Here is a 14,011-nt window from a genome sequence, read left to right on the forward strand (position 1 = left end):
TGTTCATTGTAGTTGAATTGTACTGTCCTTTAAATAAAATCTCAATATTATGACAATTTTATTCTTTTTGTACTTTATGTACATGGAGAGTTTTTATAGTTGCTTCATTTTCAGTTTTGTCATAATAATAGAAAAAGGAGATTGATAGTTTTGAATATTTTATCAAAGGATATGAAGCATGAAAAAATCACGCAAAGTGTCATTACAAACGAAAATAGTAAGCTTAATTATCGCGTTAATTTTATTTGTCGTTCTCCTATTAACGGGAATATTTGTTTACATTCAGTCCGTTGATACGAAGCGCCAAGTGGAGCAGCTAGCACTGCAAACAGCTAAATCTCTATCTTTTATGCCAGCTATAAAAGAAGCTTTTCAAAATAATGAGCATAAAAGTACGATCCAATCCATTGCGGAACAAGTTCGTGAGCAAGCTGGTGCAGATTACGTCATTATAGAAGATCGCTTTGGGGTTATGTATTCCCATTCTAATTCGGATTTAATTGGCATAAAGAGTAACAATCCATATAACTATGAAGCACTCACTTTTGGCGGATACTATACGCTTGAAGGAAATGGTGAAAGTGGTCCGGCTTTAATGGCGAAAGCTCCCATTATTGTTCATAACGGAGACTATGATCAAGTAGTAGGTGTTGTGACAGTAGAGTTTTTAATAAAAGGTATCGAATCTAACATATTAAGCAGAACGAAAGAAATTATCCTCTTTTCCTTAGCTGTATTACTAGCTGGAATTGTTGGTGGCATTCTTTTAGCACGTAGTATTCGTAAAGATACACTCGGCTTAGAGCCGAATGAAATCGCAGCGCTATACCGGGAACGAAGCGCGATACTACTATCTATAAAAGAAGGGATCATCGCCATTGATCAAAATGCTTTTATTACGATGATGAACACCTCAGCAGAAGAAATGCTTCATGTAAATGATGATTATATGCAGCAACACATTTCAAAAGTTTTACCGAATTTTAATATGGAAAGAGTGCTAGAAACTGATCAAGAAATCGCGTTTCAAGATAAAGTGTTTATTTTAAACATGACGCCGATACTCGAAAATAACAGTACGGTAGGTGTTGTATGTAGTTTTAGAGATAAAACAGAACTGCAAAACTTAGTGAATACGATATCTGAGGTAAGAAAGTATTCTGAGGACTTACGCGCTCAAACACATGAATTTACAAATAAGCTCTTCGTCTTATCAGGATTACTTCAGTTAGGGCATTATAAAGAAGCAATTGAATTCATTCAGCAAGAATCTAACATTCATCAAAGCCAAAACCATATCTTATTCCATCAAATTCATGATGCGAAAGTACAAGCTATTTTATTAGGTAAAATCGGAACAGCATCTGAAAAGAAAATTGATTTTCATATTGAAGGAGATAGCGCACTTCATCCGTTACCGGGCCATATAAAAGTTTCGCATCTTATTACGATTCTTGGAAACATAATTGATAATGCATTTGATGCGGTGAATGAACGAGAGGAAAAGAGAGTTTCCTTCTTTGTTACGGATATTGGACGCGATATTGTGTTTGAAGTGATAGATAGCGGGATAGGAATACCGGCAGAAAAAATAAGCACCATTTTTCAAAAAGGGTTTTCAACGAAAGGAACTGATCGTGGTTACGGACTAGCAAACGTGAAAGAAATGGTAGATCTACTAGGGGGAACAATTGAAATTCAAAACGAGAAAAATGGGGGAGCGATTTTTACAATTTACCTTCCGAAAACATTGAGAGAAAGTACATAACAAACAGGGGGATGGGTATATGTTGAAGGTTGCAATTGCAGAAGATGATTTCCGCGTCGCGCAAGTTCAGGAAGAGTTTTTATTAAAAATAAAGGATGTAAAAGTGATCGGAAAAGCATTAAACGCAAAAGAAACGATGGAACTACTACAAAGGGAAGAAATCGATTTGCTTCTATTAGATAATTACTTACCAGATGGAATTGGAACAGACTTATTGCCAAAAATTCATGCTGACTTTCCAAGCGTTGACGTCATTATGGTAACGGCGGCGAATGAAAACTATATGCTAGAAAAAGCAATTCGAAATGGCGTAAGCAACTATCTTATAAAACCGGTCACGTTAGAAAAATTTGTTCGCACAATTGAAGACTATAAAAGAAAGAAGCAACTATTACATAGTAACAATGAAGTAAATCAAGCACTCATCGATAACTTCTTCGGGACTTCGCAAACACAAGACATAAAAAACTTACCGACTGGTGTTGATCCGTTAACATTGCAAAAAGTGAAAGGAATTATAAAAGGATTCGACGAGGGCATTACAATAGAAGAAATGGGAGAACAAATGGGGGCCTCCAGAACAACCGCAAGAAGATATTTAGAATACTTAGTAGCGACAAACGAATGCACAGTAGAGTACACATACGGCATTATCGGACGACCAGAACGAAAGTACCGAATAGGACGAGGACTATGAAAAAAAGGTTATTACTATGTATATGGATCATGACAGGAGTAATAGCTGGTTGTTCCTCGGAAACATCCCATACGAATAAAGTGAACATCGACAAAGTAGAAATCGTTGCGCCAAACGTTCAAGGCGCAGGCTGGGACTTAACAGCGCGAGCGATGCAAAAAACGCTAACAGAAGAAAAAATCTTCACAAAACCAATCACAGTCACAAACAAAGTAGGTGGTAGCGGTGATGTCGGATGGAAATATACGAAACAAAAAGGCGGTCATATACTGGCGATTAACTCAAGCTTACTCATAACGAACAACCTACTAGGCCACAGTAAACTAACATATAAAGACTTCACCCCGCTCGCAACACTCGCATCGGACTGGGAAGTCGTTGTCGTATCAAAAGACAGCACCATAGATAACGCAAACGAACTAATGAAACAACTAAAACAAGACAAGAAAAACTTCAAAATCGGCGTTGCCCCAGGCCTAGGAAATGACGATCACCTATCCTTCGTACAAGTAAGCAAAGAAAAAATCATAAACGCCCTAACGAACAAACAAATAGGCGCCGCAACCATGACCCTATCCGAAGCCGAAAAACAATACAAAGCCGGCAAAATAAAAATACTAGCCGTATCCGCACCAAAACGGATAGACCGACTACCACAAATCCCAACATGGAAAGAACAAGGAATCGACGTCATATTCCAGCACTGGAAAGGCATTATGGGCCCGAAGGATATGACGGAGGAAGAGGTTGCTTATTGGGATGGTGTGATTAAGAGGATGGTGGAGAGTGATAGTTGGAAGGGGGTTTTGAGGGAGCGAGGTTGGAATTCTTATTATAAGGATAGTGGGGAGAGTAGGGGGTTTTTGGAGGAGAGTAGTAGGTGGTATGGGGGGATGGTTGGTGGAGCTAGAGTTGATAAGTAATTTTAGCCACCTGTACTCATGAAATATTGACATCATTCTTAGTATATTTATTTAGAATTTTAAATAGAGATTAGTTGATTCAATAAGTTTTTATATAGATTTTTCTTTTTATAATGATAATTCATTATTATGGTTTCATATTTAAGATAGAAAGGAAAATCTAAAGGGGAGTATAATTGGACTGAATGATAGAACATTAAAGGTATAGGACGGGGGAATTATGATGATACATACTTTAGTAAGGGGACAAAAGATAGACGTCACTAATAATCATCCGGAGATTAGAGGTTTACTGGTAGATTTAACTTGGAATGCCCCGATGAATATGGATGTAGATGCATCAGCTTTTTTAGTAGGGTTTAATGGGAAAATTACTAAGGAAGAAGATTTCGTTTTCTATGGACAACCTTATTCTAGTTGTCGATCTGTTCAATTGAATCAAAATGAAACAAATGGAAGTAAACAAAGATTTTCGATAGATTTTACTCATATAAAAGATGAGGTACAAAAGATTGTCTTTTCGATTACAATTCATAATGCGGAAGAGAAGAAACAGGCGTTACGAGATGTTTCCCATATTCAATTGAAAATAAGTAACGCACAATCAGGTTTAGAAATTATTCATTTTCCTATTACATATCCATTTACAGATGAAAGTGCCATTATTGTTGGAGAGCTATATCGACATGGAGGAGGATGGAAGTTCAATCCTATTGGAGCTGGCTATTTTGGTGAGTTAGCTGCATTGTGTACAAATTTTGGAATAGAAATCGCAGAAGATGAAAAACAATTTACTCCTCCTGTAGAGAAGAAAATAGTTCCTACTAAGCCTCCAGTACAAAAAGCTATTAATGCAGTGAAGGTTGAATTGAAGAAAAAACAATCTATAAATATACAAAAATCTAAAATGGTAACAGCTACTTTAGAGTGGGAAACAAATAAAGATTTAGACTTATATTGTTTTTACGTAACAACGAATGGAGAGATAGGAAAAGTTTATTATAAAAATCTAGGTTCGTCTAAAGTATCGCCGTATATTGTATTGGACGGTGATTCGCAAGAACCAGGAAAAGAAACAATTCGTATTTACCGACCAGAAGCTTTAAAATATGTTTTATTTGCTGCATATAGTGCTGTCGGAAATGGAATAGGTAGTTTCTATTCTATGAAGGCTAAAGCTGTTGTTGATAATCATATGGGAAGCGTTGTAACAGCACCATTATTAGAAATAAATGACCACGCTTATTGGGTCTGCATTGCTCATATTGATTTCACCAATTCAAATGAGATGAAAATTTCACATGTAGAAAGTTACTCAAAAGACCATTCAGAGGCTTCACCATTATTGTACGAGAATGGAAAATTCCGAATGGATGTTGGGCCGATTGAATTTAAAAATGAAGAGGATTATCAGAAGTATTTTCAATGATAATGAAGGCATAGATAATTTTAATGATTTGCGTATATGAAATGGATTATAGCTGGATAAGTTATATATCATCTAGCTATAATCCATTTTTATTAATGAAAAAGATTAGGAATGAATAGTTATTTATCCATCTTGTTAATAATTTGAGCAATATAAGAATTATTCAACCAATAACACTGCTTTGTAATATATTGGCCATCAGGTAAAGCTACTTTATCGGCACCGTTGCGAGCTTTTGGTCTAATATGCGCAACGCCATTGAAATTTATTTTTGGTAGGTTATTCGCTTCGACGACTTTATCTCCACGTTTTTTATATTCAATTTGAATACCTTCATTTATAACCTTATTAACTTCTTCCCATAGTTCACGTATTTCTTTTTCTATTGTAGGGACAGGCATGTTCCAAAGTTTAATGCCTTTAAAGTAGAGTTTACGGTTTGGATTTTCTTTTTTTGTTTGGTTAAATTCGAAAATTACAAACAGAAACTTGGTTTGATAGAAGCGTTCTCGAATTTCGCTTTCTTCCCATGAGTCATTTGTCCATTGATGAAAATCAATTGTTTCAAATGACATGCTTTGTTCTGGCTTTCCGTTGGGCTCTAAACGAATTGTTTTAAATTCTATATTAGCTTTTGTAAATTCTTCAATTTTGTCGAGTCGAGTTCCTTTAATACCAAGTAGAGAGCTTACAAGTAATGGAACAAAGCTCTTGGTTGTAGGTTTGTACTCGATAGATAATTCTTGAGCGATTTCTTGATCGGTTAAGCCTATGTAATTCTCAAATTTTGAGTAAAGGATTTCTTCTAAAGATTTTTCTTTTAGTTCATTTGTTGTTGTAAAACTTACTAGTTCTTCGTTTAGGTGATATCTACGAACTAGTGCTGTCATATAAGAAGGCTTTAATGAAAAAGCTCTTTGCATGGCTTGAATTTCAGAATACGGTTGTGAACGAAGTGAATTTTTATTGGAGCCTTTTGTGCAAGCTCCTAAATAGTTTGTATCACCTTCAGATAATTCATGTGCTTTTCCGGCACGAATTTTATTTACGATGGTTTCCCAGTCTTGCTTAATTATTTCTAAATCAGCTTCAGGATAGGTGAACAGACGACTTTTTGTAATATGAAAATCTTTACGGTCTACGCCAGGTACCCATTCGTAGAACATTAGTAGTAGCTTTTCGTTTTTCTTCCAGAAGCTTGATGTCTCAAAGTGTGTATGAACTTCTTCCATATAGTTGATAATATTTAAGACTAGCCGTTCTTTGGCTGATAATGAACCGTTTTTATTTTGTTTAAATGGAGTTACTTTGAGTTCAATACCAAGGTGTTTAAAGTCAGCTTCTGCGTTTGAATTTATTTCATATCCAAAAAAGCTTTCCTCGATTACTTGTCCTAGTCCACCTTTTGACTTTGCATTTGCAAGTCGGTCAGTTGTATCGATTTCACCAAATGTTTTTCCTTCAGCTTCATGTGCTTTTTTCATTAGTTCTTCTATTGTAGTGTAGTCCATAATAATCTCCTTTCTGTATCCAGTGCTGCGTTGATGATTTTAAACAATACATATTAAAGTTATGCTATAATAAAAAGCTGTTTCAAATTTATATAAGTAAAAATTTATAAGAGGGAAAAGACAGTTTATATTATTAGATAACAGTCATATTGAATTTATTCAATATGAGTTATGTCCTTTATAATATTGATAAAGTGCGAACAGTCTTCTTAATTGGTACAAGCCAAACAAGGAAATACAAAAAAGTACGGTTCTTGAAATGTTATAGTTGATCTTTTCCTCACTTTTTATTATAATGAAGCATAGATAAATAAAATACCGAAAGGATGTTCGTGTATTTATGGTGAAAGTAGTAGAACTTTTCGCGGGAGTAGGAGGTTTTAGATTAGGACTAGAAGCAAACGAAAACTTTGAAGTTCTTTGGGGAAACCAGTGGGAACCCTCAACTAAAGCACAACATGCATTTAATTGTTATGCAACTCGCTTTGAAAATAAAGGAATACATGTAAATAGAGATATAGCTGAAGCTTGGCCGGAAATACCTGAGCATGATTTATTAGTAGGAGGCTTTCCTTGCCAAGACTATTCTGTAGCACGTACTTTATCAAATGAAAAAGGAATACAAGGGAAAAAAGGTGTTCTTTTTTGGGAGATAATGAACATAGTTAATTCTCGCAAGCCAAGATTTGTTTTGTTAGAGAATGTAGATAGATTATTGAAGTCACCAGCAAAACAAAGAGGTCGTGATTTTTCTATTATGCTGGCTAGCTTTAGAGATGCAGGTTATGTAGTGGAATGGAGAGTCATTAACGCTGCGGATTATGGGAATTCACAAAGAAGACGAAGAGTATTTATTTTTGCATACTTAAAAGAATCTCATTTCACATCTGTTCAAAGTAAAATGAAGCCGTTAGAGATATTGTGTAAAAATGGATTTTTCGCTCCGATTTTTAAAGTGCATGAAGCGCCTGAGGAAAACAAAAAAAGAGGGCAATTTGAGTTGCCGGTCGATATTATTGAGGTTTCTGATACATTTAAAGCTGAATACTATAATTCTGGCGTAATGATGGATGGGCAAGTTTATACTGAAGAAGTAGTTCCGGTAACTGAAAATCCAGAGACTTTAGGTGAAGTTGTTCAAAAAGTATATGATAAATTTGGTCCTGCAGATGAATCATATTATTTGAAAATGGATAAGGTTAACAAAAAGGGCAGAACGGAATTTGAGGAACTTAAGTATCTTAAAGGTCCTAAAAAAGAAGAAAGAGTATCAAAGGCGACAGGTCATAAATATTTCTACTCTGAGGGAGGAATGGCTTTCCCTGATGATTTAGATAAGCCTGGGCGTACAATGTTAACAAGTGAAGGAACATGTAATAGAAGTTCGCATGTTATTGAAGACCCTTATACAAAAAGGCTAAGATATTTAATGCCAGTTGAATGTGAGTTGTTAAATGGTTTCCCAATGGACTGGACGAATACTGGAATGCCACAAAGAAACAGATACTTTTGTATGGGAAATGCCTTAGTGGTTGATTTGGTGGAGCGAATGGGTCAAAGGATTTTAGAGATTAACAAAGAAGAAGAGAAGATGGATAGTATTGTGCAGTTGAGTTTATTTTAATAAATGAGGGAAGGAGTATAGTGAATGAGTTCACTATACTTTTTTTCTTGTAAAGAATAACTGCACAAAGTGGATAAACAGAAGGTTATTTGTATTTTGAGTTAAATTTTAACAATGATATTTACATTAAAAGGTTTTAGAGGAATAATAATTTTATATTAGATTACCAAAAGTGAGAATTTGAAATTTAAGTAGGGAAAATAAAATTATGCTAATCTCGATAGAGGATGCTAAGAGTGGAACATAGAGGTGTAAAGTTTGAGAATATTTGTTGAACAGTATAGATATGAGAAAGAATTATTGTATGAATTGTTTCAGTCAAAATTTATAAAAGATGTGGATGAGCATCATGCAGTACTGCAATGTGTAGGTTTTTATACAAATGGTGCACAAGAAATTTATATAGTTTTACCCAAATTATTTGAGAAAGATGGCAAATTGTTTAATGATATAGATGTAGAGAAGTTTGCGCAACAGAACTATAGAAATGTGCTAAAAGGGAATAAAGAAAAAATAGCCTTTGTTCATGATTTTACAATACTTCTTTTTCAAACTTTAATGAAATATCAACGGGAAAATCAAAATGAGCATCCAAATGAGCATCCAAATGAGTTATCTATTTTATCAAATATGGAAGATCGGAAATTGTCCATGATCGAAACAATCTTTTCTGTAATCAAGTTTCATAAACAAAATCAACACCTGTATATTAAGGAAAAGGGTATTGATAAAAAGAAGACAAATAAAATTCATTGGAATAAAACAATAAAAAAGAATATGCCAGTTATGTATGATGAAAATGTACATTATTTTCATTTCAAATACTCGAATTCAAGACTTAGTCAGAATGATATTGTTTTAATGGTATTTTATTCACTCTTAAATAAGATAAAGTGCACTTATAATATAAATATATCTTTAGATAGTCACTTACCAATTATGCCATTAAGAGAATTTATAAAATTTGAAAGGAAACTTCCAAAGATTTTAAAGAGTATACGGAGCCTTTATATTAGGGATGATATGAAACAGCTGGTTAAATTATTAAATGCATATTATCAATATGAATCTATTAGTGCGAAAAAAGATAGTGTTGGATATATAGTAGTTTTCAATTTTAATTTGTTATTTGAAGATATGGTCAATGAGATTTTATCGGATAAAGAGCATCTAGCAGTTTTAAAAGTACAAAAGGATGGGAAAATTATTGATCATATTTTTAGCGGGAAATCTTTTGTCACAGGAAGTAAAATCTTCTTTATTGGAGATTCGAAATATTATAAAGGGGAAATTGTACATACAAACTCTATATTTAAACAATTTACATACTCAAGAAATATCATTCAGGAATTCGAAAAAAATCGCGGTTATTTTGATAAACATAATATTCTCCTGCGTGAAGATTTTTCTAGGGGGTATGATGCGATACCTAACTTTTTTGTATTTGGAGATATAAATCATGAAGAATATAAAAAAATCCCGGAAATACCGATAGTTCCTTTTAACCAACCATTAATAACAAAACAATTTGAAAATGTTTTTTTCGATAGAGATACTTTTCATGTTTTTTACTTTAAGATAAATCTGTTATTTTTGATGAAAGCATATACGATTAAAACTCAAAAAATAAAACAACAATATCAATCATTGTTTAGAAAAATAGTAAGAACAAGAATTGCTGATTATTATAATCATGTGTATGACATGTTTATATTGCAGGAAGAAACCCTCAAAAATTTTATAAAGAGTAATTACTACATATTTTGGGGGAAGGTGTTTTTTATAGGAGAAGATAGGGCAGTTTTAGTGTTAGAAAAAAACAAGGAAGATTCAAATTTAGTAAAAGAATGTGTTAAGTCCAATAGTAATATTTTAATAAATTCCATTGTTTTCAAATAAAGATAAGAGGTGTTTTTTATGTTACCGAATCTATCACATCAAATAATATTTTATGGACCACCAGGAACAGGAAAGTCCTATACTATTAAGCAAATAATGGAGCAATTTGGTATACCGGAAGATAATGTATTCCGAACTGTATTTCATCCAGAATATGATTATAGTGATTTTGTAGGAACCTATCGACCTATTATGGAAAGATTAGAAAATAAAGAAGAACGACTGAATTATAAATTCATACCTGGAATATTGTTGCGTTCCTATGTAGAAGCATGTATAAAGGGTGACCCGGTTATTTTAGTAATTGATGAAATTAACCGAGGGAATTGCAGTGCCATTTTTGGTGATTTTTTTCAGTTGTTAGATAGAAATTCAATGACGGGTGAATCACAGTATAGTATTAATGTTCCTTTAGAAATGAGTGAGTTCATAAAAGAACGGTTGTTATCAGAGGAAGATGAGGAACATTTAAAGTTAGCGTTCCCAAGTAATTTTTATATCTTTGCTACAATGAATACATCGGATCAATCTGTATTTCCAGTGGATTCTGCATTTATTAGAAGATGGTCTTGGCGATATCAAGGGATTAATTATCAAGATGCAGCAAATTTTTATATTAAAGTTATGGAAGAATATTATTCGTGGGAAGACTTTCTAAGGAAGATAAACGCCAAAATTTATTCTATTACAGAAAGTGAAGATAAACAGTTAGGAAATCGTTTTATTATGCCAGCCGGGAATAGTGCAGTAATCCATACCAAAAGTTTTGTAGAAAAAGTATTATTTTATTTGTGGAATGAAATATACAAGCATGAAGATTCGTCTAATGAGGATTATATTTTTAAATATACAAACCATATAAATGAACTTGAAAAGGAAGAAGTTGAATTTACATTTAGTCAATTATTTGGTGAGGATTTTGAGGGGATTTTAAAAGGATTTATGGAATATAATGAGGTTTCAATGGTGGATGTAGAGGAAGAAGATTTAGAAATTGAAGAAGGATTCACTGAAGGAGTATTATTTGGCTATCAACAAAAAATTGAAAAAGAGATTCCTATAGATACTATACTTTATTTTACTTCTTATGATATTAAGGCCATAGGTTTGTACAAAGGTAAGGCAGAGGAAAAAAGAAATAAACATACAATTTTAGTTCGAAAAGGTTCTCAAATGGTTCTAAATGTAAAAAAAGGAATGCAAGAAGGGAATTATAAAATTAGAGAAAGATTAATAGCAGAAGGGATAGTGGAACGAAAAGAGGATTGTTACGAATTTGTACAAGATACACTGTTTGACACACCTAGTGAAGCAGCAGGAGTTATTGGTGGAAGTAGAGTGACAGGAACTACAGCGTGGAAATCAGGGGATGGAAGAAATTTTAATGAGTTAATGGGGAAGAAAAAATAGAATAAATATTATTAGTAGTATTTGTTGGTTTATTTAAGTGGCATAATTGTTGTAATTTGAAGAGGTAGTTAAACTATCTCTTCAAATTTATTAGGTACAATGTCTTTTTGGATTTTTTGTGTTAATTTTGATATTAAAAAGAATTTAGGCTCTTAAATATAATAATCTTAGAAAGATGACAATAATTGTTAGATCTAGTATGTATTTCATAAAAAGAGTATAACTTTTTTATTTTAAGATAATAGATGGCCCTCAATGCCGTAAAACCCAAACATATACTCATCTTTTTTATCCATAAAGTATATGTTAAATTTGCTATCTGAAAGATCTTGAAAGCAATTAAGTAAACTTTTTTCATCAATTGCTTTCGTAATAATCGTATCATTCTCTAAATACTTGAAATTATCATTTGGAAAACTTATTTCAATTCCATTTTCACAATAAAGATGAAGTAATTTATCACCTAATTCATAGGCGTATAGTGTTGTATTTGGAATAGTTATTCGGTCAGTTACAATTTTAAAAGATATCTTTTTACTTATTAAATGTTCAAGTAAGATTGTATAGAACATTTGTATTCCTCCTTTATTGTCCGTTATTAATTTTTATGAGCAGGAAAAAGGAAATATGTAACCTTGAATGAAATTATCTTTTATATTAGGGGATATGATTAATCTGCATAAGAGATAATGAATGTTAAATTTCATTAAATAGCTAGAAATGAATAAATTTATTTTGAAGGAAAAGCCTATGATTGAAAATGGGCAATATATGACTGTTGCTGTGGTGAGGGATTATAGAGTGGCGAATGGAAAAGGGAGAATTGATATTCTTGGAACGATGGGAGTTTTGGGAGAAGTAGAGAAATTGTTGGAAATGATGGATGTTCAATAGTTGATGCTATTAAATTATAGATACAATTATTAAATATATTAAATAAAGATTAGTCGGATAAAATATAGTGTTAGGTAGGAGAAGAAGAGTATAAGAGTGAACTGCACCCCGATTGTTAGACACAGTCTAACAATTGGAGGTGCAGTTTTTCTATGGCTAAATTTACAGCTGATGAAAAAATACAAATCGTTCTACGTTATTTGAACGGGAATGAAAGTTATCGAGAAATCGGTAAAGCAATTAGTATAAGTAGCACAATCATTTTGAATTGGGTAAACCAATATAAACAGAATGGTGTGGAAGCTTTTCTAAAACGGTGTACAAATTACACACAACAATTTAAACTAGACGTACTAAACTCTATGATTGAAAACGGTATGTCCTTATTTGAGACGGCAGCTATCTTTAGCATTCCTGCCCCTTCAACGGTTTCTGTTTGGAAAAAACAGTTCGAAACACAAGGAATTGATGCCCTTCAATCTAAGAAAAAGGGGCGTCCATCCATGAAAAAAGATTCAAATAAACAATTAAAACAACCTTTAGCTGAAGGGTCAGTTGAGGCACTTGAAGCACGTATTCAACAGCTTGAAATGGAAAATGAGTACTTAAAAAAGTTGAATGCCTTAGTTCAAAACAAGGAAAAATCACAAAACAAGACAAAGCACAAGTAGTCTATGAGTTAAGGCATAAATATTCGGTGAAGGCACTCGTGGAGCTAGCGGGCATTCTGCGGAGTACGTATTATGATTTAGTAAAAAAAATGAATCGTCCGGATCAAGATGCCGATTTGAAAGCTGAAATTAAAGCGATTTATGAGGAAAATGAAGGTCGTTATGGCTACCGTCGCATTCGTGATGAATTAATGAATCGCGGTCAGAAAGTGAATCACAAGAAGATTCAGCGCATTATGAAAGAGCTTGGATTAAAGTGTGTTGTGCGTATGAAGAAATATAAATCCTATAAAGGAAAAGTCGGTAAAATTGCACCTGATATTTTAGAGCGTAATTTCTGCACAGATGCCCCGAATCAAAAATGGGTAACGGACATCACAGAGTTTAAATTGTTTGGAGAAAAACTGTATGTATCACCTGTATTAGATCTGTATAATGGTGAAATTATTACCTATACAATTGGTTCTAGACCGACGTATTCACTTGTTTCAGAGATGTTAGAGAAGGCATTAGAACGTTTACCTGAAAACCATCAACTACTGATGCATTCGGATCAAGGGTGGCACTATCAAATGAGACAATACGTCCGTACACTTGAATCAAGAGCGATTGTCCAGAGTATGTCTCGAAAAGGTAACTGTTACGACAACGCAGTCATAGAGAATTTCTTTGGGGTTATGAAGTCGGAGTTCCTCTACATAAAAGAATTTGAAAATGTAGAGCACTTTAAAATAGAATTAGAAAAATATATAGATTGTTATAATACGAAACGGATTAAGGCAAAATTAAAAATGAGCCCGGTACAATACCGGACTCATTTTTATCAAGCTGCCTAATGAAATAACCGTGTCTAATTTTTAGGGGTCACTTCAAAGTGTGTATTTTTAAATGATGATATCCACCCTGTCAAGATAAGAAACACATATTTCACGTTTCGGGGATATCGAGTGAAAAGATAGTTGTATCAAGGGTTTATAGGGTATTGTACATTTTTTATGCAGATCCTGTAACGTAGAAAAATGAAATTTATTGACTAGAATGTTGACCGGCTTTTAACTAGTTTTCTGTGAGTCTAAAGAAAGGTTTGTACTAAGAGAGTTCGAATATTTACGCTGAATACTATTAAATGTGAAGCAAAATAAGCCGACAATTTATTGGAGTAAGATTAGTTAATTTAAATGTCAG

10 protein-coding genes and 1 pseudogene are annotated in these 14,011 nt (G+C 33.3%); 9 read left to right on the forward strand and 2 right to left on the reverse strand.

The window, feature by feature from the left end; translation table 11 throughout:
- Positions 1–178: 178 nt before the first annotated feature.
- From AC3WVZ_RS03080 to AC3WVZ_RS03095, 4 genes are all read left to right on the forward strand, one after another.
- Complete coding sequence (locus AC3WVZ_RS03080) at positions 179–1,768, forward strand: ATP-binding protein (protein WP_233936002.1); 1,590 nt, start codon at positions 179–181, stop codon at positions 1,766–1,768.
- 19 nt (positions 1,769–1,787) lie between these two features.
- Positions 1,788–2,465, forward strand: a complete 678-nt coding sequence (locus tag AC3WVZ_RS03085) for a response regulator (protein WP_078404672.1) — start codon at positions 1,788–1,790, stop codon at positions 2,463–2,465.
- Entirely contained in the window at positions 2,462–3,388 is a 927-nt protein-coding gene (locus tag AC3WVZ_RS03090; RefSeq protein ID WP_233936004.1) for a tripartite tricarboxylate transporter substrate binding protein, read from the forward strand. Before AC3WVZ_RS03085 ends, AC3WVZ_RS03090 begins: the two co-directional genes overlap by 4 nt.
- Positions 3,389–3,611: 223 nt before the next feature.
- Complete coding sequence (locus AC3WVZ_RS03095; protein ID WP_233936550.1) at positions 3,612–4,817, forward strand: TerD family protein; 1,206 nt, start codon at positions 3,612–3,614, stop codon at positions 4,815–4,817.
- Between the two features lie 119 nt (positions 4,818–4,936).
- Here AC3WVZ_RS03095 and AC3WVZ_RS03100 read toward each other — a convergent pair whose 3' ends face one another.
- Positions 4,937–6,328 carry a Sau3AI family type II restriction endonuclease gene (locus AC3WVZ_RS03100; RefSeq protein WP_205172503.1) on the reverse strand — a complete coding sequence of 464 codons (1,392 nt, stop codon included), beginning with the start codon at positions 6,326–6,328 and terminating at the stop codon, positions 4,937–4,939.
- A gap of 340 nt (positions 6,329–6,668) precedes the next feature.
- Between AC3WVZ_RS03100 and dcm the strand changes: the two genes are divergently transcribed.
- The 3 genes from dcm to AC3WVZ_RS03115 all read left to right on the forward strand — a co-directional run bounded on the left by dcm (position 6,669) and on the right by AC3WVZ_RS03115 (position 11,261).
- Positions 6,669–7,952, forward strand: coding sequence for a DNA (cytosine-5-)-methyltransferase (dcm, locus tag AC3WVZ_RS03105; RefSeq protein WP_233936005.1), 1,284 nt, complete (start codon positions 6,669–6,671; stop codon positions 7,950–7,952).
- A 258-nt stretch (positions 7,953–8,210) separates the two neighbouring features.
- Entirely contained in the window at positions 8,211–9,851 is a 1,641-nt protein-coding gene (locus AC3WVZ_RS03110; protein ID WP_233936006.1) for an LlaJI family restriction endonuclease, read from the forward strand.
- 18 nt (positions 9,852–9,869) lie between these two features.
- Complete coding sequence (locus tag AC3WVZ_RS03115; RefSeq protein ID WP_233936007.1) at positions 9,870–11,261, forward strand: DUF4357 domain-containing protein; 1,392 nt, start codon at positions 9,870–9,872, stop codon at positions 11,259–11,261.
- Positions 11,262–11,494: 233 nt separating this feature from the next.
- Here the strand turns inward: AC3WVZ_RS03115 and AC3WVZ_RS03120 are convergent, their stop codons facing one another.
- The gene (locus AC3WVZ_RS03120; protein WP_233936008.1) at positions 11,495–11,833 is read right to left on the reverse strand and encodes a hypothetical protein; all 339 of its coding nucleotides are present in this window, start codon (positions 11,831–11,833) and stop codon (positions 11,495–11,497) included.
- 169 nt (positions 11,834–12,002) lie between these two features.
- Here AC3WVZ_RS03120 and AC3WVZ_RS03125 point away from each other — a divergent pair.
- Together AC3WVZ_RS03125 and AC3WVZ_RS03130 are read left to right on the forward strand one after the other, a co-directional pair.
- Positions 12,003–12,155, forward strand: a pseudogene (locus AC3WVZ_RS03125) (PD-(D/E)XK nuclease family protein); the annotation flags it as partial.
- A 152-nt stretch (positions 12,156–12,307) separates the two neighbouring features.
- Positions 12,308–13,662, forward strand: a protein-coding gene (locus AC3WVZ_RS03130; RefSeq protein WP_233936009.1) for an IS3 family transposase whose coding sequence is annotated in 2 segments (ribosomal slippage) — positions 12,308–12,761 and positions 12,761–13,662 — 1,356 coding nt in all. Because the reading frame shifts where the segments join, the coding sequence is not laid out codon by codon here.
- The last annotated feature ends 349 nt before the right edge of the window (positions 13,663–14,011 follow it).

Source organism: Bacillus sp. CPT56D-587-MTF, assembly GCF_058792335.1.

Bases quoted from the DNA above. Each gene is read 5' to 3' on its own strand.
- AC3WVZ_RS03080 (WP_233936002.1), top strand. From the start codon at position 179: ATGAAAAAATCACGCAAAGTGTCATTACAAACGAAAATAGTAAGCTTA.
- AC3WVZ_RS03085 (WP_078404672.1), top strand. From the start codon at position 1,788: ATGTTGAAGGTTGCAATTGCAGAAGATGATTTCCGCGTCGCGCAAGTT.
- AC3WVZ_RS03090 (WP_233936004.1), top strand. From the start codon at position 2,462: ATGAAAAAAAGGTTATTACTATGTATATGGATCATGACAGGAGTAATA.
- AC3WVZ_RS03095 (WP_233936550.1), top strand. From the start codon at position 3,612: ATGATACATACTTTAGTAAGGGGACAAAAGATAGACGTCACTAATAAT.
- AC3WVZ_RS03100 (WP_205172503.1), bottom strand. From the start codon at position 6,328: ATGGACTACACTACAATAGAAGAACTAATGAAAAAAGCACATGAAGCT.
- dcm (WP_233936005.1), top strand. From the start codon at position 6,669: ATGGTGAAAGTAGTAGAACTTTTCGCGGGAGTAGGAGGTTTTAGATTA.
- AC3WVZ_RS03115 (WP_233936007.1), top strand. From the start codon at position 9,870: ATGTTACCGAATCTATCACATCAAATAATATTTTATGGACCACCAGGA.
- AC3WVZ_RS03120 (WP_233936008.1), bottom strand. From the start codon at position 11,833: ATGTTCTATACAATCTTACTTGAACATTTAATAAGTAAAAAGATATCT.